Source organism: Brevibacillus borstelensis (genome assembly GCF_036700025.1).
Lineage (GTDB): Bacteria > Bacillota > Bacilli > Brevibacillales > Brevibacillaceae > Brevibacillus > Brevibacillus borstelensis.
On record NZ_CP144922.1, the window covers coordinates 2037316 to 2059719 of the forward strand.

Sequence of the window (22404 nt, forward strand, 5' to 3'; positions counted from 1 at the left end):
ACGTTTCAGTCCAGCGACTCTATTTCTATCACATCGTATTTATATCCTTGTTCTACCAGAAACAACTGGCGATTCATAGCAAATTCTTGCTCTCTCGTATCCCTGGTGACCAAGGTGTAGAAATGGGCCGTGTTTTCTTTTTGTTTTGGCCGCAGTATTCTGCCCAGCCGCTGCGCTTCCTCCTGCCGCGAGCCAAATGTACCGGATATTTGAATCGCGACATTGGCATCGGGCAGGTCGACCGCAAAGTTGGCTACCTTGGAGACGATCAAGCGCGTAAGATCGCCAGCCTTGAAGCGCTGGTAGAGCGACTCCCGTTCTTTTTCCGGCACTTTTCCGGTAATGACAGGGATGTCCAGCAGTTGTGCCATTTGCTCCAACTGCTCCACGTATTGACCGATAATCAAGACCCGGTCATTTCCGTGGCGGTCGAGCAGCTTTCTGACGACATCGAGCTTGCGGGGGTTTTCTGCAGCGATCCGGAACTTTTGTCTCGCTCCGGCATGGGCGTAAGCCTCCCGCCACTTCGCCTCAAAGGGCAGACGGATTTCCTGGCATGTGGCACCGGCGATCCACCCCTGCTCTTCAAGCACTTTCCACGGCATCTCGTACTTTTTCGGGCCGATCAGCGTAAAGACGTCCTCTTCTCGTCCGTCTTCGCGGACAAGCGTAGCGGTCAGTCCGAGCCGGCGCGTCGCCTGAATGCCTGATGTGACGCGAAAAACGGGAGCGGGCAGCAGATGCACCTCATCATAGATGATCAATCCCCAATCCCGCTTGGAAAACAGCTCCATGTGCGGAAAGTCGCTTTCTGCGTCCGGTCTGTACGTCAGAATCTGGTATGTGGCCACAGTCACGGGCTTCACTTCTTTTCGCTCGCCAGTGTACTCTCCGATCATGGCGGGATCAAGGTCTGTCTTGTCCCGTAATTCGGAAATCCACTGCCTGACAGAAGTGGTATTGGTGGTCAGGATCAGGGTTGCTTTTTGAAGCTGGCACAAAGCTCCCAGCCCGATAACGGTTTTGCCCGCCCCGCAGGGGAGCACAAGCACGCCGCTGCCGCCCAAGGCCGATCCGGCGGCATGAAAAGCATCCACCGCTTCCTGTTGGTATCCTCTCAAGGAAAACGCCTTTCCGGAAGCCGTGGTCGGTAAAAGGGAAACAGGGCAATCCTCGCCGCTTGTATAGCCTGCCAGATCCTGTACGGGATACCCCAGGCGGATCAATTCCTGCTTGATCAAACCGCGTGCGTACGGCTTGACCGGATACTCATGCTCTTCCCGATGCTCCTCCAACAATGACGATATCGAGCGATAGCTCGTCAGCTCCTGCAGAAGCAGGGGATCGTCGCTGGTCAAAAGAAGTTGATCCGCTGCTTTTTCCAGACGAATAAGTCCGTAGCGCTTCATCGTCTCATGAATCTCACGGACAATCGTAGAAGGAACTCCGTATTTACTATACGTGCCAAGCACCTCGGTTACCTGCTCAGGGGCGATATGGGCCGCTGCGGCATTCCACAGGGAAAGCGGCGTAATGCGGTACGTATGGATGTACTCGGGGCTTTTGATCAATTCCGCAAAGCCTGCTAACGCCTGACGCGCCTCATTGAACAACGGGTGCTGGGCTTCCAGGAGAATGGTCCGATCGCTTTGCACAATCATCGGCAAATCGGGACGGTACGACAACTTCTTCACCTCGCCGATTGAATGTTCGTTTAGCACCATGTTATCACATCATGATATAGAAAGAAAAACCGCCTTTTCTCAGTGGAAAAATGCTCCAGTCCTTGTTGGCGCAGTGCCGCGGGGAAACTTTTGGGACTGTGTGGGTTACACTAACCCGAAGAAACCCCGATGAAGGAGGAGAGACGGCATGGACGTATGGGGGAACGTGTTCAATCTGTTCCTGATCGTAATCCTCGTCCTTCTCAACGGCTTTTTCGTCGCAACTGAATTTGCCGTGGTCAAGGTGCGGGAATCGCGCATCACGCAGCTGGTGGCAGAGGGCAACAAAAGAGCGGGGAATGTAGAGCAGGTGCTGGACAATCTGGATGCTTATCTGTCGGCCTGTCAACTGGGAATTACCCTCGCGTCATTGGGACTGGGGTGGCTTGGAGAACCTGCCATCGCCCATCTTTTGCATCCGGTCTTTCACTATTTCGGAATGAACGAGGCCCTCGTCGGCAGCATTTCCTTTATTATCGCTTTTTCCATCATTACGTTTTTGCATATCGTCCTCGGCGAGCTCGCTCCCAAATCGCTCGCCATCCAGCGGACCGAATGGGTAGCCCTCCACGTGTCCAGACCGATCCAGTTGTTTCATAAGGTCATGTACCCGTTTATCGCCTTTCTCAATTGGTCGGCTGCAAAAATTTTGAGTCTGGCCGGCATCACGATGGAGCCGCACCAGGAGGCGCACACGGAAGAAGAGATCAGGATTTTGGTCAGCGAGAGCCACAGAAGCGGACTGATCGACCAAACCGAGCTGATGCTGGTCGACAACATCTTTGATTTTTCAGAAACGATGGCCAGAGAAATTATGGTCCCGCGTACAGATATGGTCGTGCTCAATCTCGACGACTCCCTGGAGGAAAACATCAAGCTCGTCCAGCACGGCCGGTTTACCCGCTACCCGGTGGTCGACGGGGACAAGGACCACGTCGTCGGCAGCCTGCATATCAAGGACCTTTTGACCAGCCTGCTGGAAGGCAAGAGCAACAGCCTGGAATCGATCATGCGCCCGATTTTGACCGTCCCGGAGACGATCTCGATCAGCCGTCTTTTGACCATGCTGCAAAAACAGCGGGTGCAGCTCGCCATCATCATCGACGAGTACGGGGGAACGGCGGGGCTGGTTACTCTGGAGGATATTATGGAGGAGATCGTCGGCGACATCCAGGATGAATTCGACGATGAACGGCCCGAGGTGGAAAAAAAGGACGGCCAGCTTTCCTTTGACGGACGAATGCTGCTGGAAGAAGTAAACGACTATCTCGACCTGGATCTCGATGATACAGAGGTAGACACACTCGCCGGCTGGATTTACATGCAGATCGACCATCCGCCGCGAGTCGGGGATACGGTGCGGCATACCGGCTATGAATTCGTCGTCGGCGAGGTCGATCATTACCGGATTACGAGGGTGCTGGTAAAAAAAGTCGCGAAGGAAGCGCCAAAAGAGCAGGAAGGCCAGGAGGAGCCGGTTCCAAACGGCTGAGACAAAGCGTTTGCGATAGTTGCGGCAAAAAATCTTTTCATCCGAAAAAATTGTGCTATAATGGGACACAAGTTTAGCTTAGCAGAGATTAGAGGAGGAAGTTCAGATGAGAAAAGCAGTATCTTTTTTACTATCCGCATGTTTATTCGCGGGGCTGACAGCCTGTGGCAACCAGCCGGAAGCCGCAAGCACCGGTTCGGCTACGCCTGCTGCGGGTGGTGAGCAAGTCGTCAAGCTCGGGTTGACCCAGTTTGTGGAGCACCCGGCACTGGACGCGATCCGTCAGGGGATTGTCGACGGACTGAAGGAATCCGGCTATGAAGATGGAAAAAACGTGGAGCTCGATTATCAGAACGCCCACGGTGATATGAATAATACGGTCTCGATTGCGCAGAAGTATGCCGGCGACGGAAAAGATCTGGTGATAGCGATCGCTACGCCATCCGCGCAGGCAGCCGCCAAGGCGATTACGGACAAGCCGGTCGTCTTCAGTTCTGTGACCGATCCGCTGTCTGCCCAACTGGTCAGCAGTCTGGAAAAGCCTGACAAAAACGTCACAGGCACCTCCGACAAGGTATCCATGGAGCAGCAGCTGAAGCTGGTCAAAACCTTCCTGCCCGAGCTCAAAAAGCTGGGCGTTATTTACACGACTTCGGAGGTAAACTCCGAGGTACAGGTAAAGGAACTGGAAGAAGCGGCGAAAAAAGAGGGCATTGAAGTAGTCAAGGCCGGCATCTCCCAGCTCTCTGAAGTACAGCTTGCAGCACAGGGGCTTGCCGGTAAAACGGACGCCATGTTTATCCCGATCGACAACACGGTCGTATCCTCGTTTGAAGCGGTACTGGGAGCAGCGGAGCAGAACAAAATCCCGGTATTTGCCTCCGATACCGACACGGTGAAGCGGGGAGCAGTGGCTACGTACGGCATCGACTACTATCAAATCGGCAAGCAGACCGGTGAAATGGCTTCTCGCATCCTGAAAGGACAAAAAGTCGCTGACACACCGGTAGAGGTTTCCAAACAAGCTGATTTGTACATCAATGAAAAGGCCGCGGAAACATTTGGCCTGACTGTGCCCGAAGCGCTCAAATCACAGGCGAAAGAGATCGTGAAGTAAAAAGAAGAGAGCGCCAAGCTCTCTTCTCAGGTTGCAGACAAACTCCCTCGCTGAACGAACAGCAGAGGGAGTTTGTTTAATAATTTGATGAAAATACCGAAGGTGTTTTGATCGTTCACCTTTTGGCGACCTGATTTCCATAGCCAGGTCGCCATTTTTTTCAAGTTCATGGCAGCGAAAACAAGCATCGCCTGCATCGTGACCTTCTCCAGTCCTCGTAAGGTCGTCCAACGCATGCCATGCTTTTCCTTCATATCAGCGAATACACGTTCAATCGTTTCTTTCCGTTTGCTATAGATTTGTTTGTTTTCCTCGGTATGCCGGAGGTGGTCTACCTCTTCGAGGTAATCAGCCCAGATGTGGCGACTCACTCTCTTTGTGTAGTCTTTACTTTCCGTGCATTGTTTCAAGAACGGACAACTTCGGCAAACTTGAGAATTTGATCGATAGATACGGTACCCATCCTTGTTTGTTGTCTCATATGTTAAGATTTGCTCGTTCGGGCAGATGTAGCAGTCGAAATATTCATCATACACATATTCGTGCTTTTTAAAAAAACCTTCTTTGGTGCGTGGTCTTGTGTAGGGCATAACGGGGCGAATCTGGTCATCAAGGAGTGTTTTACTGATGTAAGGCGTCTTGTATCCCGAGTCCACTGCCACAGCTTGAGGCTGTGCAAACGTCTTTCGCACTTGATTCAAAACATCCTCAAAAACCTGACTGTCATGCACATTGCCTGGCGTTACCTTGGCACCAAGCACAAATCCATTTCGATCACATGCTGTATGAAAACTATAAGCAAATACACGTTCCTTTTCCCCTTTTACAAACAATCCGCAATCCGGGTCAGTTGTGCTGACTTTCACCTCCTTCTTCGAAGTTTCTGTCTTTTTTTCAAGGGGCTTCTTTCCATGTGCAATACGATCCTGATTGATTTCTTCGTCCAGCAGCTCTTGATATTTCTTCGCTTGTTCTTCAACGATTTCTTTCACGTATTTATGCTTATTCGCACTGGCTTTTACATGCGTAGCATCAATGAAAAGCACATCAGGCTTCACGAATCCATGATGAACCGCCTCCTCCAATATTCGAAGGAAGATCGACTCGAAGAGTTGAGTATCCCGAAAACGGCGAACATAGTTCTTGCCTAGGGTCGTGAAATGGGGAATGGGCTGACTGAAATCATAGCCAATAAACCACCGATAGGCAACATTGGTTTCGATCTCTTTAATCGTTTGTCGCATGGAACGAATTCCAAAAATATATTGGATGAAAGCAATTTTAACTAAGACTACAGGGTCAACACTGGGTCTGCCATTGTCATGACAGTAAAGGCTTTCCACCAAGTCATAGATGAACGAAAAGTCGATTGCATTTTCAATTTTTCTTACGAGATGATCTTCTGGCACCAACTCATCTAGCGAGAATGCAGATATCTGATAACGCCCTTCGGCCTCTTGCTTATTAAGCATAATGCCACCTCTAAAAAATAACTTTTGAAAACGTAACATGTTCTATATTCAACAAAAAAGCCTGCAGACCCTGTTCCTTACGGAACTTTGTCTACAGGCTGAGAAGAGAGCGCCAAGCTCTCTTCTTATCTTTTTTTCAAGGATTTGTATCACTTCCCCCGAAAGCACCAGATTACAGCTTTCCAACCTGTTTTAATCATGGTAAGATTAAAAAAATTTCAAATGGGGGTTTTGATACATTATGAGAAAAAGAAAGTCTATCCAATTGGTCCAGAAAATTCTGTGTCCTTTGCTGCTTTTGTCCGTTGCAGCATGTGGGCAACAAAGTACACCGGCAAACAATTCTGCCCAGCCATCTGCTCAGACGCCGGCAGAAGCACCAGCACCTTCTCAGGAAACCAAGCAGGTAAAAATCGGTATCGCCCAGTTTGTGGAGCACCCTGCGCTTGACGCGGCACGCGAAGGTTTTATCGAACAGATGACAAAGAACGGATATGAAAAAGACAAGCAAGTCGTGTACGATATCAGTTCGGCACAGGCGAGCATGGACACAGCGATCCAAATCGCCCAGAAGTTCAACTCCGACAAGGTTGATCTCATCCTGGCGATCGCGACTCCGACCGCTCAGGCTTCCGCGCAGACGACCCAGGACATTCCGATCCTGTTTACAGCGGTGACCGATCCGGTCGAAGCGGGCCTGGTAAAGGCGATGGATAAGCCGGGCGGAAATGTAACCGGTACGTCTGACATGAACCCGGTGGAAGAGCAGCTGAAGCTGGTAAAGGAACTGAAGCCTGACGCCAAGACAGTAGGTGTCATCTACAGCTCCGGCGAAGTCAACTCCAAGGTGCAGGTAGACGCAGCCAAAGCCGTTTCCGAGAAGCTCGGCCTGGCGATACAGGAAGCAGCCGTAACGAGCGCGACAGAAGTGAAGCAGGCGGCTGAATCGATGGTAGGCAAAGTAGATGCTTTCTACGTTCCAACAGACAACCTGGTCGTCTCTTCGATCTCCGCTGTTCTCGGTGTGGCCGAATCGCAAAAAATCCCGGTAGTCGCCGGCGAAGAGAACTCCGTCAAAAGCGGCGCGATCGCAACCTACGGCATCGACTACACAAAACTGGGCGCGCAAACAGCCGACATGGCCGTGAAAATTCTCAAGGGCGAAAGCAAGCCTGCCGACATGGCTGTAGAAATGCAAGCCGACATGAAGCTGGTGCTGAACAAGAAGGCAGCAGAAAAAATGGGCGTGACAATTCCGCAATCCATGCTTGATCGCGCTGGCGAAGTGATTGAGCAATAATCGTAGGAGGATATTATGAATCTGGCATTACACGGAGCAATCGAACAGGGCTTGTTGTTCGCGATCATGGCCCTGGGCGTATATTTGACCTTTCGCATCTTGAACTTTCCCGATCTGACCGTGGACGGCAGCTTTGCACTGGGCGGGGCGCTGGCAGCCAGACTAATCATCGAAGGAACGAATCCGTTTCTCGCTACCCTGATGGCCTTCGTGGCCGGAGGGGTAGCGGGCATCTTTACCGGAGTATTGCACACGAAGGGCAAAATCAACGGTCTGTTGGCCGGGATTCTGACGATGATTGCACTTTATTCCATTAATCTTCGGATCATGGGCAAGGCCAATTTGCCGCTTCTGCGCGAGGACACGCTGTATACCTTTGTGAAAGATCTTGGGGTGCCCAATCTCGCGGTGGGAGGGGTCGTCTTTTTCACCGGGGTTGCCCTCGTTTTCCTGATCGGCATCCTTTTGCTGAAGGCTATTATCGACTGGTTTTTGCAAACCGATCTTGGACTTGATATCCGCGCAACCGGAGACAACTCGAAGATGATTCGCAGCTTTGGAGCCAACACGGATACGACAACAATTATCGGGCTCGGCCTGTCCAATGCGCTGGTCGCAGTTTCCGGCGCCTGGGTCGCACAATACCAAGGCTTTGCCGACGTAGGGATGGGGATCGGGATGATCGTCATCGGTCTTGCCTCCGTGATCGTCGGGGAAGTGCTGTTTGGCAGCTCGTCGATCTTCCGCGCTACGCTCGCCGTTATCCTCGGCTCAGTCGTGTACCGTCTGGTGATCGCGCTTGCCTTGGACGCGGGGCTCAATCCGTCCGACATGAAGCTGATTACGGCGCTCATCGTAATTATCGCGCTGACCGTTCCGGCGGTTGCAAAAAGCGTCTGGAAAAGGCAGCCGTTCCGGGCGACGAAAGGAGGGAGAGGCGATGCTTAAAATTTCACGTGTACGCAAGGTGTTCAACGAGGGGACAGTCAACGAGAAAATCGCTCTGCGGGAAATCAATCTGAACGTCACTCCCGGCGAGTTCATTACGGTTATCGGCAGCAACGGAGCGGGGAAATCCACGCTGATGAACATCATCTCCGGCGGACTGATCCCGGATACCGGCAGCGTCATCATCGACGGAAAAAACGTGACAAAGCTGGGCGAGCACAAACGGGCCTCCTTTGTTGGCCGCGTGTTTCAAGACCCGATGGCGGGGACTGCGCCGAATATGACGATCGAGGAAAATCTGGCGATCGCTTATGCGCGCGGAAAGCGGCGGACACTTTCATTTGGAGTGAACAACCGGAAGCGGGAGCTGTTCCGCGAACAGTTGAGGCAGCTAGATCAGGGGCTGGAGAACCGCCTGAAGACAAAGGTAGGCTTTTTGTCGGGAGGTCAGCGACAAGCCTTGAGCCTGTTGATGGCTACCTTTACGGAGCCGAAGATCTTGCTGCTTGACGAGCATACGGCTGCGCTCGACCCAAAACGGGCTCAATTGATCGTCGATCTGACCCAAAAGGTCGTCGAGCAGTACAAACTGACCACCATTATGGTCACCCACAACATGGAGCAGGCGCTCAATATGGGGAACCGCCTGCTGATGCTGCATGACGGCGGGATCATCCTGGACATTCCTCAGGAGAAGAAGCAAACGATGAAGCCGCAGGATCTCCTGCGGGCCTTCGAACAAGCCCGCGGCGGAGAGTCCTTCAGCGAGGACCGGTATCTTTTGTCCTAGGGGTGTCATGCTGAGCCTGCATTCAAAACGAATACACGGGCTAGTTACGAACCGGAGCCTTCCCGACTAAGCGGGGAGGCTTTTTCCATGCGGCGAAGGAAAACGTTTTGGATCACAGCACCGATCAGAAGCAAGGCCGTCGCGATGGTGAACAGGACGGCTCCGTCGAAGTGCAGAAACAGAAAGCTGCCGGCAAGCGGGCCGAGCGTGCGCGATATGTCCCAGTGCAAGCCGTACACGGCAAAGTACCTGCCCCGCATCGCGGCGGGAGCCATTTTGGATACCATCGTCAGCATATGGTTCAGGCCGATGCTTTCTCCCATGACGAACACCAGTTGCATACACAGCAGCAGGATAATGCTGTCGGCATTCCCGTAAGTCCAGGAGACTGCGGCGAAGCAGATGTAGGAAAAGACCACCAGTCGGCGGGGGGAAAAGCGCTGAGTAGCTTTCACCAGCCAAAACTCAAGCATGATGGCCGAGATGCTTTTCGTCAAAGCGAGCCATGCCAGCACATCGAGATAATTGGCGAAGCCGTTCTTCAGATGAAGCTGCAGGTTCGTCTCGGTTTGGGCATAGAAGAAGCTGATCGGCAGAGCGAGGACCATCATGGAAAGCACAGCGCGATGGGCGCCCACTTTGCGAAACGAGATTTGCTCGTGTGCGCTCGCGCATTCTTTTTGCCCCTGATGCTTCGTTTCCGGCACCTTCCACCAGATGACAGCAGCATACAGAAACAGCGAAAGACCGGTGCAGACAAAGGCAAGAGCAGGTGCCGTCTGATAGACCAGAACGCCCAGAAGAGGGCCGACGGAGGCTCCGATATAGGTTGCCGTACTCAAAAGGGCAAAGGCCTCTGTCAACTGCTTGGCCGTCATGCTGTCGGCCAGCACGGCCCGGCTTGCCGGGATAAACAGAGAACGGCCGATGCCGTTTAGCACGTACAAAAGGGCAAACGCTGCGAGCGAGCCTGCCGCGGCCATTCCGAGCATGCTGAGGCCTTGCAAAAGCAGGGCGAGCAGCATGATCGGCTTACGGCCGTACCGATCGGTTACGCCTCCCGCGATCAGCGTAAAGAGAATGTCGCTTGCAGGCTGCAGCCCGATCACGAGCATAATCAAGGGGATGCTTCCCCCGATTTTTTCGTGCAGGTACAAAATGAGAAACGGCGTTATCATGCTGCGGGACAGCTCCGTCAGCAGCTCGCCGAAGAGCCGGACCCAGAGGATCACAGGGTACCTGGAAAAAAGGCGTGTCGCTTTCTCGTTCATATCTGGTATCCTTTCTGTAATGATTTTTGGGTTGTTCCCGATTGTACGGGGAAAACACCAGGACAAAAAGGGTACAGATTCGGCCCGTTTTTTTTCATGTTTTAGGGGGACTATCGCATGCTTTTGTTCGAACACTACCATCGGCTGTATTCATTTTTTCGGGAGCAAGGCGTATCCCGCCCGATTTCCATCAGTCTGGAGCAGGTCGCATCTCACTTGTGCTGTACGAAGCGAAATGCCGCGACAACGGTAAAAAAGCTGCAGCAACGGGGATGGATAGACTGGCGGCCAGGAAGGGGCAGGGGCAATCAGTCGATGCTGACCTTTCGGCTGCAGCCGGGGGATGTCGTGCTCTCCCTGGCCCAGGAAATGATTCTTCGCGGAGATATTCGCGACGGACAAGAGCTTGTAGCCCTTCACCAGGATGAATGGGAAGGACTAGGAGAGGCGTTTGGGCGTTGGATGGACAGCCAGTTCGGGCTGCATGTCCAAAAAAGCCACGGCAAGCGGCTCGATATGCTGCGGCTGTTTGCGTCAAGACCGCAGCCGATTTTGGACCCGGCCAGACTGCTGATGCGTTCAGAGGCAAATCTGGTGCGTCACGTGTTTGACGGACTCGTCCGCTTTGATCCCGCATACAAGACAATAGATCCAGGAATTTCCTTTTATTGGGAAGTGGATAATGGCGGCACAGCCTATACGTTTTATTTGCGCAAAGGCGTACGGTTTCACCATGGCCGTGCCTTGACAGCGGAGGATGTGCGCTATTCCCTGCTCAGGCTCGGTAAACAGGCCTCCCCGCATCGGTGGATTACCCGCTCGATCCGGCAGGTGGAGGTCATTGATTCATACGTCGTAAAAGTCATGCTGCATCGTCCGGATTTTCTGTTTCTTCATGCCCTCAGCAAAGAGTACGCTGCAATCGTTCCGGAGGATTACACGGAGCGTATGGGGGAGGAGTTCGGTAGGATGCCGGCAGGCACGGGTCCGTTTCGGATCGTCCGCAACGACGATTCGATGCTGGTGATGGAGGCGTTCGAGCCGTACTTTGGGGGCAGGCCGTTTCTGGATCGGATCGAGCTGTGGCAGGTGCCGGAACGCGAGACTGCGCCTGAGCTCGGGCAAGCAGACATCCCCCGAATCCTGTATGCTCCCGGCGAGGCTGGCGTTGACGGCGAGACCATGCGAGCTGACTGGCAAACCGTTTACAGGATCGAGCAGTGCTTTCAATACCTGGCTTGCAATGCAGGCAAGCCGGGGCCGCTCCAGGACGATTCACTCCGGGAGGCGCTCGATCTCATTATCGACCGTCCGGCGATGCTGGCCGAGCTGGGAGGGGACAGACAGCCGGCTGTTCATTGGAGTGGAAGTCAGGTCAAGCCTCCAGAGATTGAGCGTCCAAGGGAAGAGCGAATTCAGCAGCTCCTGCGTCAAAGCGGCTACCGGGGCGAGACGCTCAGTCTGTTCACGATGCCCGAATACGATCATGTGGAAGATGCGGAATGGCTGCAAAAGCGCCTGGGGCGATACGGCATCAAGCTGGCGATCCATTATGTCGAGCCCGAAGTGTTGGCGAGCCAACAGATGCGCGGGGCTGATCTCATCCTGGACAGCGCCAATATGGATGAGCGCGAGCACCTGTCACTCCTGGAATTTTTATTTGACGATTCGGCTGCGTTGTCTCATTTTCTCTCGCCTGGGTTTGCCGATGAGGTGATGGAACGTGTTGAGAGAGGGTGTGCCGCAGCAGATGAGGAGCAAATAACGCAAAAAATGCAGGAGCTGATGAAATGGATCGCCAGCCAGCGCCTGTTTTTGCCCTTGTACAGCAATCGGATCGAAGCTATGGCGGACTCGAGGCTTGGCGGTATCTCGCTTGGTGCATACGGTTGGCCGGATCTTTGTCGAATTGTGGTGAGAACATAAAAAAATGTCACATTTTTGTATGAAACCGCTTTCCTCTTTCATCGTATAATTAGGAAACGATATAACAACAAGAATCAGCGTCCAAGAGTTCGAGGGAGGATATAGAAGTGTATACGAAAACGGAAAAGGACAAACATATTTTGTTTGCATCCATTCGCCTGATAATCTGCGTCGGTCATGCAGATGGTTATATAGGAAACAAAGAAGTGAGCCGAATCCATGAGCTGGTCAACTCGGAGCACTTTACGCTGAGAGAAAGACAGATTCTCATGGACGATATGGATTACCCCAAGCAGCCGGAAACCATCGTCAAGGACATGGTGGACCTGTCTCTGCCGGAGAAGCTCGGTCTGCTCCGGCAGTTGTACAAAATCGCCCTGGTCGATCAAAAGCTTTCGCTTGCGGAAACGTTGGAAATTAGACGAATTTCCTGCTTGTTGGGAATCTCCGAAGAAAAGCAAAAACAGGTGGAAGAATGGATCGTGGAAGGGATTCAATGGCGCGACCGCTGGAAGGAGATCGTCGGCGAATAAGTCCGTGAGTGCTTGGAAGCAGTTTTTTCTGGTGTGAAATGGGAATAGCTATAGAGGCGTGCAAACCGGTCTGCGGTTTTTTTGCACGCCTCTTTTTTCCCGGACAAAAGGTCTTTTTGGTACAATAAGGAGAAGACAGCCTGCCAGAATCCGGACGCGGCTTGCCGGAACAAAGAAATCATGGGCAGCAGCGTCACGAAAAGGGAGGATATGATATGTTGCGAGTATTGTTGACGAATGATGACGGGATTGAGGCTTTGGGCATCCGCAAACTGGCTGAAGCGCTTCTCGCCTTGTCCGATGTAGAGATTTTTGTTGTAGCTCCCGCCGAGGAAAGAAGCGGCGTAGGACACGGCCTGACCTACCGCAGTGCGCTCTCGCCTAAGCCGCATTCCTTTTACGGACTGCCGGTGACCGCGTGGACGATCGACGGAAATCCTGCCGACTGTATCAAGGGCGCCTACCACCTGTTGTTTGAGGAAGGCAAAAAACCGGATATCGTTTTTTCCGGGATCAATGTAGGGACAAATCTGGGACGGGACATTTATTATTCGGGTACCTGCAGCGGAGCGAGAGAAGCCGTTATTTTGGGCATTCCGGGCGTGGCTCTCTCCTATGACAACTGGACCGACCAGGACAATTACGGACAGGTGGAGGAAATCATTCGCCCGCTTTTGCAGTTGTTTTGCGATCAGGCAAGAGAGGATCGACTGGCTCCCGAAGTGTTCTGGAACGTCAACATTCCGCATTTGCCGCCGGAAGAAATCCGCGGAATCGTCCCTGCCGCACTGGCGATGAACCACTACGAAGACAAATACAATCAGGAAGCAGAAGGCTACTGGCTGACTCGCGAATACCCGGACAGAAGCAATCCTACACCTGAAGAAGACTACTATCTGGTGAAACGCGGATACATCGCGGTAACCCCGGTACATATCGACGCGACAGACCGGACACTGCTCGATAAAATGCTGGAGTGGCCGATTGTAAAGCAGTCGGGCAACGAAAAAAAATGACGGTTCACGAGTCCTTTCGTCCCGCTTTGATCCCCGATCCGAAGCGGGTATCGCCGACATCCGATACCCAGGGAGAGGTGCTTGATTCCGCGGTTTATTCCGATCTGTATCATTTGGCAGAGACAGAAGGATTGCCCTACTTTGCCCGAATGTCTGCGGCTGGCGATGTTGAGCTGTTCCTCGTCTTCGAGAGCATTGACGCCTTCAGCGAATCGACACGGGACGCTGTCTCCGTCGAGTTTAAAACGTATCGCAACAAGCTTTTGGCTGTCATCTGGACGCTCACTGATCCGCTCGATCCGTTGGGCTTTCCGCTGTCGTTTGACATCAAGCGAACTGAGGACCGCGGCATGGCGCTGCGGATGCTGGAACAAGCCGAGGTTCCCCTGCACTATTTGGCCTTTGAAGAGGGACGGCTGACGCATATTTATACGGAGGGGATTACGTTTTCGCCAGAGGAAGCGAGACAAGCGCATGCGATGGTGGAAGCATTGTTTTTCGACAGGGCTGACGAGCTTCCGCATCAGGCCGAGGTACAGGAAGCAGCGGAAGCGCAAAGCGTTCCGCTCTCTTTCCTCTCGGATGCAAAGCTGGAGGAAAAGGGAACGGCCTACTTGATCGACTTTATGCGATTGCAGGACAAACACGGCGCAGATGAAGCCCAGCATTTGCTGATGAGCACCGTCCATCAAGCTGTATGGGTGATGCGGCGCCATGCCAGAAGCGAAGTCAGGGAGAGGTCTTTTACCGTGTGGGCAGCCGAACATGATGGGCTGCTGAGACTCATCGTGACACCGGAGATGTCAGACTTGTTTGAGGTGGTTCATCTGACTGAAGATGAAGCCAATCCTTTTTCACGCTTTCTCTTTACGTTGCCGGAATTTCTTTCGACAGAGGATGCGGTGCCGCTCAGACACGGAGCTTATCCTTTGATTCGCATGGAAGCGGGGCGACTCTACCATCTGGAGCTGGATGAGACGAGTGCGGAGCGGCTAGGAGCTATCTTTGACAGGCTGTATCCGGGAGAGCTGAATCCGTACGAGAACGTGTCGGAGTAGTTTTTTCGGAAGGGCACCCGCATGACGACTGACGATTGTGGAACGAGCATTCTTTCGTGGAAAAACGGGAAAAGAAGTCACCATTCAACAAAGGAAAGTTTAGCCATCATTGCGAAGAGATATAGACAGATTTTCCATGGAAGGGTGAGGAGGATGTTCACAGTACAACCTGAGGGATTTGAGGCGATTTCCGACTGTGCCCGTCGGTTTCAGGAGGATGTGGAAAAGCTCGCAGAACGGTTTTCACTAGAGGTAGATGGCCGCTTTCCCGCCATGGAACTGCATGTCCATCCGCGCTTGCAGGCGATGCTGGAATACGCCCTTTGGGGGGAAGCGGGAGTGGTCGCTGTCAAAGGGAAGCTGAACGCATTGACGGACGATCTGGCCGATTGCAAAACAATTTCGGTTACGATGAAGTTTTCGCTGTCCTGTGACCCGCAGACCGATATCGAGTGGTTGAAGCAGCGAATCGAAGAAATCCTGTACGGGGAAGTGGAGCTGTTTTGGCACAGACCGCCCGCAGGACATATTGGACATATAGAGCTGACCATTGCTTTTCAGGCCGAGCCCGGTGCGAGCAGGATGAACGAATACGTACGCTGCGTTCTGGGCATCGTAACAGGAAAGATGATGGCCGCATAAAGGCTCCCCGTTCGTGCGGGCGGGCTTTTTTTGTCGACAGGAATTTATGAAAATGCACCTATCGACATAAGTGCAACGAAGGCTTCCCCATAAAGCTTGGCGAGGCCACGTTTTCAAATGCGATGTTGCCAAGAGGAGGAATATGTCGATGCGTCTTTTTGTGGCTCTGGATATTCCCGATGACGCTGTCCGCTACATTGCGGGCGTGCAAAAACAGGTGAAGAGCCTGATCAAGGCAGATCGGTGGCAGTCACTGCACAATCTCCATCTCACCCTGCATTTTCTCGGAGAGGTAGGAGAAAAGCTGGTGCCAGAAATCTGCAAGGACATGGATATTGTCAGCGAAATTATTTCGCCTTTTTCTTTGCAGGTCGGAGGCTTCGGCGCATTTCCCCACGCAGAACGTCCCCGAGTCCTCTGGCTCGGGCTTCGCGGACAGACAGACCCGCTCAGACAGCTTCATTTGCTGTTGGGCAAGCGGTTTGATCTGCATCCCGGCCTGACCTATGACAAGAAGCGATACAGCCCGCATATTACGCTGGCAAGAGGCCCCAAGGTTGGCCAGGAAGGGGTGCCTCTAGCGGAATGGAACGAACGACTCCTCTCCTCGGAGCCGCCCGCCTGGGAAGTGACCCGTTTTCACCTCTACCAGTCAGAGCTGCGGCCGGATGGGGCGGTACATACGATTATCCACACGAGCACGTTTGATAAAGAACACGGCAAATAATCGCCATCCGATGAATAAACTGGTAGCAAGAACGATGGCTCAAACCGTGCCAGACCAGGGAGAGCCTGCCAGAAAGCGGTGGGAATCGGATGGGTGAGTTCACGACAGGCATGTTGTATCCACGCAAATATGAACCAAAAGTATTAATCGCCCTGCCCAAATCGAGGCAGCCTTATTTCCATAGGAACATCAACCGGGACTGGAATGCCTTTTTCCTGCGGGATGAGTGGCTTGAGACAGCCCATACCCTGCAATTTATTCTGAACCTGTCCCGTCAGTGTGTCCCGCTCCTCTGGTTCCATGACGCCGAAGACAACGGATGGGGGTATCGGCTCTTTGACGCGGGCTTCGAGGTGTCGTCGGCGACAATCAGCTATTCGCTGGATGCAGATATGGCGGAAGCGGAATTTGCCCGCCTCTACCCCCACATAAACCTGCATGAGGCCATAACCGAGAGCGAGGACGTAAGGCAGATGTACGATGACATTCTGGACAGGGTCGCAAGGTCCGACCAGTATCGAAGGGAAGTAAGCAAGGGGATTAAACGGGCTTGTCCGCAATGCTTCAACCGGATTGTCGGTCCCAAGCAGGTGCAGCAGCTTCGTTCCCTGTTTGATTTGCAGCTGCTGACGGATTTCGATGATGAGACAGGGGCGTCGCTTTTGTACGATTCAGTCGATTTGTTCAAGGAGATTTTGGGCATTGAGGAAATGGTGTGGGTCAGCTATTCCTATTTGGCGAGCGGCGGTCAGAAATAAGGGAAGGACGTAGTCATGCATGAAAAGATGACCCCGCAACTCTGACGGAGAAAGAAAAAATGTACGAACATGCAAAAACAGGCGGAGTCCGGCGCTTCGCCTGTTTTTTTATTCGCTTCGCCGGTCCGGGCCCGATACCAACTGCCCCTGTACGATCCGTCGTCCGTCCTGAAAGCGGACCGGTATCGAGTGTCCGCTTAAAAGAACAGGAGAATCAGATACCTGGAAATGAAGGTGAGCCTCGCTGGAATTTCCCGAGTTGCCGCAGAGCCCGATCAAATCGCCCGGCTGCACACAATCGCCGACCTCGACGCAGACAGAGTCTTGCTTGAGATGGGCAAGCAGGCTGTATTCGCCAGCTTCGTGCTCCAGGATGACGTGGTTGCCGGCAGGCTGTGTCTCGTTTACCGTTCCGACCGGAGTGTTGTCTGGTATATGGCTTGCGACTCCTACGACTTTTCCAAAGGCCGGTGCGAGGATCGGCTGCCCGAACGCGTAATAGCTCTCATTTGCCGCAGGGTCGCCCGTAAAGGTGCGGCCTTCTTTCATCACGAGGAAATCAAAGGCGTATCGTTGGTTCGGATAGGCGTAATGATAATTGACCAGCTCGTTATGGCCTCCCCAGTACGTGAGCCACTCTCCGGCAAACGGAGGAACGAACACGGTACGGGTAAGCATGCTGTCAGTCTCCGGATGTGTCTCGAGGTGCAAAATGACGAGGGAGATGATCGTGCCCTCCTCGTCAAAGGCAGCGGCCAATCCCTTTTCTCCCGATCCGTCTACCCAGACATATCGTTTCGCGTGCTCCAGAAGTATGGTAGATTGCAGCTTGTAGCGATCTACACCGCGGTGGAAGTCTTCTCCCAGCGAGCGAAGCTCAGCGGCAGAGACTCTTTTGCGAAAAGCGGGGCTTGTCTGCGCGTAAATCTGCTCGTATTCCCCCTGCAGAAAGGCGAGAGGGAGCTGTTCCGGCGTGTAGCAGAAAGACGATTTCTTCCGTGTCATTTTTACTTTTTCCATGTGGAGAAGATCTCGTCCACATCGAGCAGCATGATCAATTTATCTTGCACCCGGGCAATCCCGTTCAAAAACTTCCCATCGACTCCACTCACGATCGGAGGAGCAGGCTCAATCAGCGATGCCGGTATGTGCATGACCTCTGAGACCGCTTCGACGACAATGCCAATATCGAGCCCGTCCAGCTGCAAGTCGACAAACCGGCTCTCTTCCGTGAGCGGAAGCGGCTCCAGGCCAAACATCGTCCGCAGGTTGATGATCGGCAGGATGCGCCCGCGCAGGTCAATCACGCCTTCGACGAATGGGGGAGACTTGGGAAAACGGGTCACGGGCAAAGGCTTGATGATTTCCTTTACCAACGAAATCGGTAAGCCGTAGTACTCTTTTCCCATTTGAAAGAGAATGGAATGAACCGTGCTTCCTTCTGTGTTCCAGTCCGTTTCTCCGTGTAGTTTCACCGTTTCCATTACCTGGTCCCTCCCGAAATCCTTTTGCAATCTATACCCTTATTGTACCACGGTCAAACGGGATCGGAAGGGAATTTTTCTCAACTCCGTTCCTTACCAGGAAAACAGACCCAGCGAGACAACAACGACGAGCCCGAGGCTTACGCCAAAGCTGAGGAATACATTCTTGCTGAGGGCCATAACACCCAGACAGACGAGGCTGGCGATCAGCAGCAAGGGCTGAATGACAAAGCTGCCGGACTGCACAAACAGAGAAGGAAAAATGAGGGACGCAAAAATGCCCAAAGGAATAAAGCTGAGACCGTTTTTTAAGCGGGGTGAAAAATGCTTGCTGGGCAGACGGAGAAACGCCCTGCGCGAAATATAGGTGAGCACGCCCATCCCCAGAAACAGCAAAAGGGTCTGTGTCGTCATGCGGATTCAGCTCCTCTCGTCTCTTCGGCGGCAGTCTGATCTCCGTCTTCCTGTGTCGGCCAGAAATACCCGATGGCAAAGGCGAGGCATCCGGCGATCAAAACCGGCAAGCCATTTGGCACTACAAACGACAGGAAAACAGACGCCGCCCCGCACAGCAAAAAGGCAAAAATGCGCAGGAGCGACGATAGCTGGTAATAGGCGAGGGCGAGGAACATGGCCGTAAAGCTGAAGCCGAGTCCGAGCGAAGCCGGATCGGGTATCCAGGCGCCCGCTGCCGTTCCGATCCAAGTACCGCCGCACCAGCCTGCGTAAAGGGCAACGCTGACGCTGAGAATATATGGAACATCGCTTTCGCGGTGGCGAAAACGGTTGAGTGTGAGCGCGTACTGCTCATCCGTGAGAAAAAAGGCGAGCCCGTTTACTTGAGCAGTGGAAAAACGCTGGTAATGAGGCGAGATTGACAAGCCCATCAGAAAGTGGCGCAGGTTTAACAGACAAGTAGTCAAGATGATGGCCCAGACGCTTGCCTGTTCAGCAATGAGCGAGCTGCCGGCAAATTGGGAAGCTCCGGAGTAGACAAGCACAGACATCGCGATGCTTTCCCAAGAGGTAAGACCGGCCTGCCCGGCCAGCATTCCAAAGATGGCTCCGTAAATGATGTAGCTGGCGGTGATCGGCAAAGAGTCGATCAGGCCTTCCTTCCAACTGGACGTTGAGGGGGATGCGTTTTTCATAGTTGCAGCTCCTTTCCTTGTTGCAGAACCTCTGCAATGATTTTCATGCCTCGATCAATTTTTTCCGAGCGCTCATGGGTAAAACAGAGACGGATGTATGGCTGCTCGGCCTCCCGCAAGAGAAACATGTCGCCGCAGGTAAAGGAAACGCCTCGCTCCAGGCATCTGGCCATCAGCTTGCGCGGGTTGATCTCTTCCGGCAGGGAGACCCAGAAGTAGAACCCGCCCTTGGGTCGCTCATACCGAATTCCCAGCGGGCTGAAGCGGTCCAGATGACTTTCCATGATGGCCGCCTGTTCACTGTATTGCAAGCGAGCGTTTTCCAGATGCGGCCGTAGAGCGCCGTTTCGCAGGTATGCAGCCAGAGCGAGCTGGCCCAGCGTATTTGTAGTGATAGACAGCTCCTTCATCCGGGTGAGCAGTTGGGCCAATTTGCGGTTGGCCGCCACCCATCCGATCCGCAGTCCGGGGAAGAGCAGCTTCGAGAACGTGTTCAAATATACGACATGGCCCGAATGATCCAGCGCTTTTAAGGCGGGCGGGGGTTCTTTGTCGAGATGGAGGTGACGGTAGGCATCGTCCTCCACGATGGGAAGCCCGTATTTTTCGCTCAAAGCCAGCAGTTGCTTGCGCCGGATGGCCGACATCGTCCATCCGGTCGGGTTGTGGTAGGTTGGGACGGTGTAAAGAAATCGCGGCCGGCAATGGCTCAAGATCCTTTCCAGTACATCTACCCGCAGGCCGTCCGCATCCATCGGGACCGGGACAACCTGCATCCCGAGCGATTGAAAAAGCTGCAGCGAGCCGAAGTAGGTGGGCATTTCCGTCAAGACGAGATCGCCAGGACGCGCTAAAAGCGAAGCGATCAGGTAGAGTCCTTCCTGCGAGCCGCTGGTGATGACCACCTGCTCCGGCGAGGAAATCTGTTCCATGTCCATCCAGCTCACAAGATGCTCGCGAAGCTCCGGCAGCCCCTGGACAGAGGTGAAGTAGTAGGAGTGAAGCTGCTCTGCCGTACTTTTGACGTAATCGGGGAAGCCCGACGATTCCAGGGTGTGCTTGCCGCCGTCGCCATGGGCAAAGTTGATGATATCCGGGTATTTGTCCGTTACGCCTAAAAGCTCAGCCATGTGGGAGGGGGCAGGGGCGAGTGTGCCGAGCGCATGAAAATGCCAGTCGATTCTCGCGGGGGCGGGAGTAAGAGCCTCCACATAACGTCCGCTGCCCATCCTGCTGGCGATGATCCCTTCCGCCTCCAGCTCTGCATAAGCCCTGACGATCGTGTTGCGGCTGACTCCGAGCTGCATGGCCAGCTTTCTCTCGGGAGGCAAAGGGGAGCCAATTGCCAGCTCCCCGCTTAAAATTTGATAGCGCAATTGATTGTAGATCTTTGTATAAAGTGCTTTGCGCCCCATGCTGTCGCCTCTTTTTCACCAGTCTATTGCTCAATACTATACGCTCTTCCAAAAATAAATAAAAGAGCCAATTTTCAATCTATAAAAAGCCAAAAAACCGGTCAGGCCAGTGGCTGTGCCGGTTTTGTGCGCTTCGTTTTGACAGCGGACAGTCCTTACGGGTCCCGCAGTTCATGTAAAGAGATGCCTTGTTCCAACGCAAATTCAAAGTCGTCAATATCGTAAAATTGGACGGGGACGACGTATTCCAGAATGCGGTCCTGAAAATCAGGCTGGTCTGTGACAAGTGGAATTTCAAACCGCATCGCGGTAAGCAGCAGCTGTGTTTCCACCGGATCAAACAGTTCGCCCCACATCTCGTTGTCATCCACCTTTACCACATGCAGCGTGACACCGTTCGGAAATGTGAAGGGAATCGTCGACCAGGGAGCGATCAACCCTTTTTCCAGTCGTTTGCGGTTAAACGGATCGTCAAAAAACTGACTCATCTCTCGCATTACCCTTCGCACGTGAAAATCATCGTCTGGGTCCGGCATAATCGGTTCGGGACTATGAATGAACTCTTCCAGCTCGTAGATTGTCGACGAAGGGATATAATAATCTGCAGGTTGCGAAGGAGCCATCAATTCCCCGTAGATGGCCAACATGATCGCTTCGATAACGAATTGTTTCGACATTTCGACAACCCTCCTCGTTACCATCATACTGAAATAAGAGGTTGACAACAACCCTGGACAGGCATAGGATAGGGATTGTTTTTTTACCCGGCAAACGTGGCACACTACTCACCAACAGGGGGGCGCAGGCATTGTTGGATGCAGGATTTTTTTCGGCACTGTTGCTTATTATTACGATTAACATAGTATTGAGCGGGGACAATGCAGTCGTGATTGCCATCGCTTGTCGAAAGCTGACGCCGGCGCATCGGAAAAAGGCGATCTTTTGGGCGACCGGTCTGGCTATTATTGTGCGCATTTTGGCGACAGCACTTGCTGTTTACTTGTTGAAAATTCCTTATCTGTACCTGATCGGCGGGCTCATTCTCGTCTGGATCAGCTACAAGCTGCTGCTCGAGGATGACGGCGAGGAACAGATCAGCGCAAGCGACAGCCTCGTACAGGCAGTCAAGACGATCGTGATTGCAGACGTCATGATGGGACTGGACAATGTGCTGGCGATTGCGGGAGCGGCTGGCGGCGATCTGGTCCTGATCATTCTTGGTCTTGTCATCAGCATTCCCATTATGGTTTTCGGAAGCCAGCTGATCCTGAAGGCTATGGAACGGTTGCCTTGGCTCGTTTACATCGGCTCCGGCATTTTAGCCTGGGCGGCAGCCAAAATGATTTTTGAGGAAAAAGTGGTAAAGCACTGGGTAGAAGGGCTGAGCGGAGTGGAGACAGCGATCAAAATAGCGATCGTTGCGGCCGTGTTAGTGCTCGGGTTTATTCAGCGAAAGCGAAGCGGCGGCAGTAAACCGGCAGAGCAGGCCTGATGTTTGTGGCTGCAAAATAGAAAAAGCTGGGACGTGGAGCCCAGCTTTTTTGTATTTTCTTGGAATGCTGCAATATGTAATGCGTACC

Annotated in this window: 22 protein-coding genes; 13 read left to right on the plus strand and 9 right to left on the minus strand. The window is 53.1% G+C overall.

The window, feature by feature from the left end; genetic code table 11:
• Positions 1–5 precede the first annotated feature (5 nt).
• Positions 6–1724, minus strand: coding sequence for a DNA repair helicase XPB (locus tag V5G20_RS09385; RefSeq protein WP_338463354.1), 1719 nt, complete (start codon positions 1722–1724; stop codon positions 6–8).
• A 148-nt stretch (positions 1725–1872) separates the two neighbouring features.
• Between V5G20_RS09385 and V5G20_RS09390 the strand changes: the two genes are divergently transcribed.
• The gene (locus V5G20_RS09390) at positions 1873–3216 is read left to right on the plus strand and encodes a hemolysin family protein (RefSeq protein WP_338463355.1); all 1344 of its coding nucleotides are present in this window, start codon (positions 1873–1875) and stop codon (positions 3214–3216) included.
• A 106-nt stretch (positions 3217–3322) separates the two neighbouring features.
• Positions 3323–4333, plus strand: coding sequence for an ABC transporter substrate-binding protein (locus V5G20_RS09395; RefSeq protein ID WP_024984975.1), 1011 nt, complete (start codon positions 3323–3325; stop codon positions 4331–4333).
• A 26-nt stretch (positions 4334–4359) separates the two neighbouring features.
• Here V5G20_RS09395 and V5G20_RS09400 read toward each other — a convergent pair whose 3' ends face one another.
• Positions 4360–5805, minus strand: a complete 1446-nt coding sequence (locus V5G20_RS09400; protein ID WP_024985259.1) for an IS1182 family transposase — start codon at positions 5803–5805, stop codon at positions 4360–4362.
• 241 nt (positions 5806–6046) lie between these two features.
• Here V5G20_RS09400 and V5G20_RS09405 point away from each other — a divergent pair, with 241 nt between their 5' ends.
• The 3 genes from V5G20_RS09405 to V5G20_RS09415 are packed head-to-tail and all read left to right on the plus strand — an operon-like array spanning position 6047 to position 8843.
• A complete protein-coding gene (locus V5G20_RS09405; protein WP_003386660.1) occupies positions 6047–7105 on the plus strand; it encodes an ABC transporter substrate-binding protein in 1059 nt (352 codons plus the stop codon).
• Between the two features lie 15 nt (positions 7106–7120).
• Complete coding sequence (locus tag V5G20_RS09410; RefSeq protein ID WP_024984977.1) at positions 7121–8053, plus strand: ABC transporter permease; 933 nt, start codon at positions 7121–7123, stop codon at positions 8051–8053.
• Complete coding sequence (locus tag V5G20_RS09415) at positions 8046–8843, plus strand: ABC transporter ATP-binding protein (RefSeq protein WP_003386658.1); 798 nt, start codon at positions 8046–8048, stop codon at positions 8841–8843. Before V5G20_RS09410 ends, V5G20_RS09415 begins: the two co-directional genes overlap by 8 nt.
• Positions 8844–8887: 44 nt before the next feature.
• Here V5G20_RS09415 and V5G20_RS09420 read toward each other — a convergent pair whose 3' ends face one another.
• Positions 8888–10114: an MDR family MFS transporter gene (locus V5G20_RS09420; protein WP_172920317.1), complete on the minus strand. Its 1227-nt coding sequence runs from the start codon at positions 10112–10114 to the stop codon at positions 8888–8890.
• A gap of 117 nt (positions 10115–10231) precedes the next feature.
• On the opposite strand from V5G20_RS09420, the gene V5G20_RS09425 reads away from it, so the two are divergent.
• The 7 genes from V5G20_RS09425 (at position 10232) to V5G20_RS09455 (ending at position 16774) form a co-directional block, all read left to right on the plus strand.
• On the plus strand, positions 10232–12040 hold the full coding sequence (locus V5G20_RS09425) for an SgrR family transcriptional regulator (protein ID WP_338463356.1): 1809 nt from the start codon (positions 10232–10234) through the stop codon (positions 12038–12040).
• 101 nt (positions 12041–12141) lie between these two features.
• Entirely contained in the window at positions 12142–12573 is a 432-nt protein-coding gene (locus V5G20_RS09430; RefSeq protein WP_024984980.1) for a TerB family tellurite resistance protein, read from the plus strand.
• A 215-nt stretch (positions 12574–12788) separates the two neighbouring features.
• A complete protein-coding gene (surE, locus tag V5G20_RS09435; protein WP_003386653.1) occupies positions 12789–13589 on the plus strand; it encodes a 5'/3'-nucleotidase SurE in 801 nt (266 codons plus the stop codon).
• Positions 13586–14647, plus strand: coding sequence for a hypothetical protein (locus tag V5G20_RS09440; protein ID WP_003386652.1), 1062 nt, complete (start codon positions 13586–13588; stop codon positions 14645–14647). The genes surE and V5G20_RS09440 overlap by 4 nt, the downstream gene beginning before the upstream one ends.
• 153 nt (positions 14648–14800) lie before the next feature.
• The gene (locus V5G20_RS09445; protein WP_338463357.1) at positions 14801–15289 is read left to right on the plus strand and encodes a hypothetical protein; all 489 of its coding nucleotides are present in this window, start codon (positions 14801–14803) and stop codon (positions 15287–15289) included.
• A gap of 148 nt (positions 15290–15437) precedes the next feature.
• Positions 15438–16016, plus strand: a complete 579-nt coding sequence (gene thpR / locus V5G20_RS09450; RefSeq protein ID WP_024984982.1) for an RNA 2',3'-cyclic phosphodiesterase — start codon at positions 15438–15440, stop codon at positions 16014–16016.
• An 89-nt stretch (positions 16017–16105) separates the two neighbouring features.
• The gene (locus V5G20_RS09455; RefSeq protein WP_003386649.1) at positions 16106–16774 is read left to right on the plus strand and encodes a hypothetical protein; all 669 of its coding nucleotides are present in this window, start codon (positions 16106–16108) and stop codon (positions 16772–16774) included.
• Between the two features lie 108 nt (positions 16775–16882).
• On the opposite strand, the gene V5G20_RS09460 is transcribed toward V5G20_RS09455, so the two are convergent.
• From V5G20_RS09460 to V5G20_RS09485, 6 genes are all read right to left on the minus strand, one after another.
• The gene (locus tag V5G20_RS09460; RefSeq protein ID WP_227277892.1) at positions 16883–17794 is read right to left on the minus strand and encodes a M23 family metallopeptidase; all 912 of its coding nucleotides are present in this window, start codon (positions 17792–17794) and stop codon (positions 16883–16885) included.
• Positions 17782–18258 carry a chemotaxis protein CheW gene (locus V5G20_RS09465; protein ID WP_003386646.1) on the minus strand — a complete coding sequence of 159 codons (477 nt, stop codon included), beginning with the start codon at positions 18256–18258 and terminating at the stop codon, positions 17782–17784. The genes V5G20_RS09460 and V5G20_RS09465 overlap by 13 nt, the downstream gene beginning before the upstream one ends.
• 93 nt (positions 18259–18351) lie before the next feature.
• Entirely contained in the window at positions 18352–18672 is a 321-nt protein-coding gene (locus V5G20_RS09470; protein WP_003386645.1) for an AzlD domain-containing protein, read from the minus strand.
• Entirely contained in the window at positions 18669–19409 is a 741-nt protein-coding gene (locus V5G20_RS09475) for an AzlC family ABC transporter permease (protein WP_024984983.1), read from the minus strand. Before V5G20_RS09475 ends, V5G20_RS09470 begins: the two co-directional genes overlap by 4 nt.
• Entirely contained in the window at positions 19406–20824 is a 1419-nt protein-coding gene (locus V5G20_RS09480) for a PLP-dependent aminotransferase family protein (RefSeq protein ID WP_338463358.1), read from the minus strand. The genes V5G20_RS09475 and V5G20_RS09480 overlap by 4 nt, the downstream gene beginning before the upstream one ends.
• Positions 20825–20979: 155 nt before the next feature.
• Positions 20980–21501, minus strand: a complete 522-nt coding sequence (locus V5G20_RS09485) for a hypothetical protein (protein WP_003386642.1) — start codon at positions 21499–21501, stop codon at positions 20980–20982.
• A gap of 131 nt (positions 21502–21632) precedes the next feature.
• Between V5G20_RS09485 and V5G20_RS09490 the strand changes: the two genes are divergently transcribed.
• Entirely contained in the window at positions 21633–22316 is a 684-nt protein-coding gene (locus tag V5G20_RS09490; protein WP_003386641.1) for a TerC family protein, read from the plus strand.
• Positions 22317–22404: the final 88 nt, after the last annotated feature.

Excerpts from the sequence above, each read along its gene's own strand:
- V5G20_RS09385 (WP_338463354.1), bottom strand. The coding sequence starts at position 1,724 with ATGGTGCTAAACGAACATTCAATCGGCGAGGTGAAGAAGTTGTCGTAC.
- V5G20_RS09390 (WP_338463355.1), top strand. The coding sequence starts at position 1,873 with ATGGACGTATGGGGGAACGTGTTCAATCTGTTCCTGATCGTAATCCTC.
- V5G20_RS09395 (WP_024984975.1), top strand. The coding sequence starts at position 3,323 with ATGAGAAAAGCAGTATCTTTTTTACTATCCGCATGTTTATTCGCGGGG.
- V5G20_RS09400 (WP_024985259.1), bottom strand. The coding sequence starts at position 5,805 with ATGCTTAATAAGCAAGAGGCCGAAGGGCGTTATCAGATATCTGCATTC.
- V5G20_RS09405 (WP_003386660.1), top strand. The coding sequence starts at position 6,047 with ATGAGAAAAAGAAAGTCTATCCAATTGGTCCAGAAAATTCTGTGTCCT.
- V5G20_RS09410 (WP_024984977.1), top strand. The coding sequence starts at position 7,121 with ATGAATCTGGCATTACACGGAGCAATCGAACAGGGCTTGTTGTTCGCG.
- V5G20_RS09415 (WP_003386658.1), top strand. The coding sequence starts at position 8,046 with ATGCTTAAAATTTCACGTGTACGCAAGGTGTTCAACGAGGGGACAGTC.
- V5G20_RS09420 (WP_172920317.1), bottom strand. The coding sequence starts at position 10,114 with ATGAACGAGAAAGCGACACGCCTTTTTTCCAGGTACCCTGTGATCCTC.
- V5G20_RS09425 (WP_338463356.1), top strand. The coding sequence starts at position 10,232 with ATGCTTTTGTTCGAACACTACCATCGGCTGTATTCATTTTTTCGGGAG.
- surE (WP_003386653.1), top strand. The coding sequence starts at position 12,789 with ATGTTGCGAGTATTGTTGACGAATGATGACGGGATTGAGGCTTTGGGC.
- V5G20_RS09440 (WP_003386652.1), top strand. The coding sequence starts at position 13,586 with ATGACGGTTCACGAGTCCTTTCGTCCCGCTTTGATCCCCGATCCGAAG.
- V5G20_RS09445 (WP_338463357.1), top strand. The coding sequence starts at position 14,801 with ATGTTCACAGTACAACCTGAGGGATTTGAGGCGATTTCCGACTGTGCC.
- thpR (WP_024984982.1), top strand. The coding sequence starts at position 15,438 with ATGCGTCTTTTTGTGGCTCTGGATATTCCCGATGACGCTGTCCGCTAC.
- V5G20_RS09455 (WP_003386649.1), top strand. The coding sequence starts at position 16,106 with ATGGGTGAGTTCACGACAGGCATGTTGTATCCACGCAAATATGAACCA.
- V5G20_RS09460 (WP_227277892.1), bottom strand. The coding sequence starts at position 17,794 with ATGGAAAAAGTAAAAATGACACGGAAGAAATCGTCTTTCTGCTACACG.
- V5G20_RS09465 (WP_003386646.1), bottom strand. The coding sequence starts at position 18,258 with ATGGAAACGGTGAAACTACACGGAGAAACGGACTGGAACACAGAAGGA.
- V5G20_RS09470 (WP_003386645.1), bottom strand. The coding sequence starts at position 18,672 with ATGACGACACAGACCCTTTTGCTGTTTCTGGGGATGGGCGTGCTCACC.
- V5G20_RS09475 (WP_024984983.1), bottom strand. The coding sequence starts at position 19,409 with ATGAAAAACGCATCCCCCTCAACGTCCAGTTGGAAGGAAGGCCTGATC.
- V5G20_RS09480 (WP_338463358.1), bottom strand. The coding sequence starts at position 20,824 with ATGGGGCGCAAAGCACTTTATACAAAGATCTACAATCAATTGCGCTAT.
- V5G20_RS09485 (WP_003386642.1), bottom strand. The coding sequence starts at position 21,501 with ATGTCGAAACAATTCGTTATCGAAGCGATCATGTTGGCCATCTACGGG.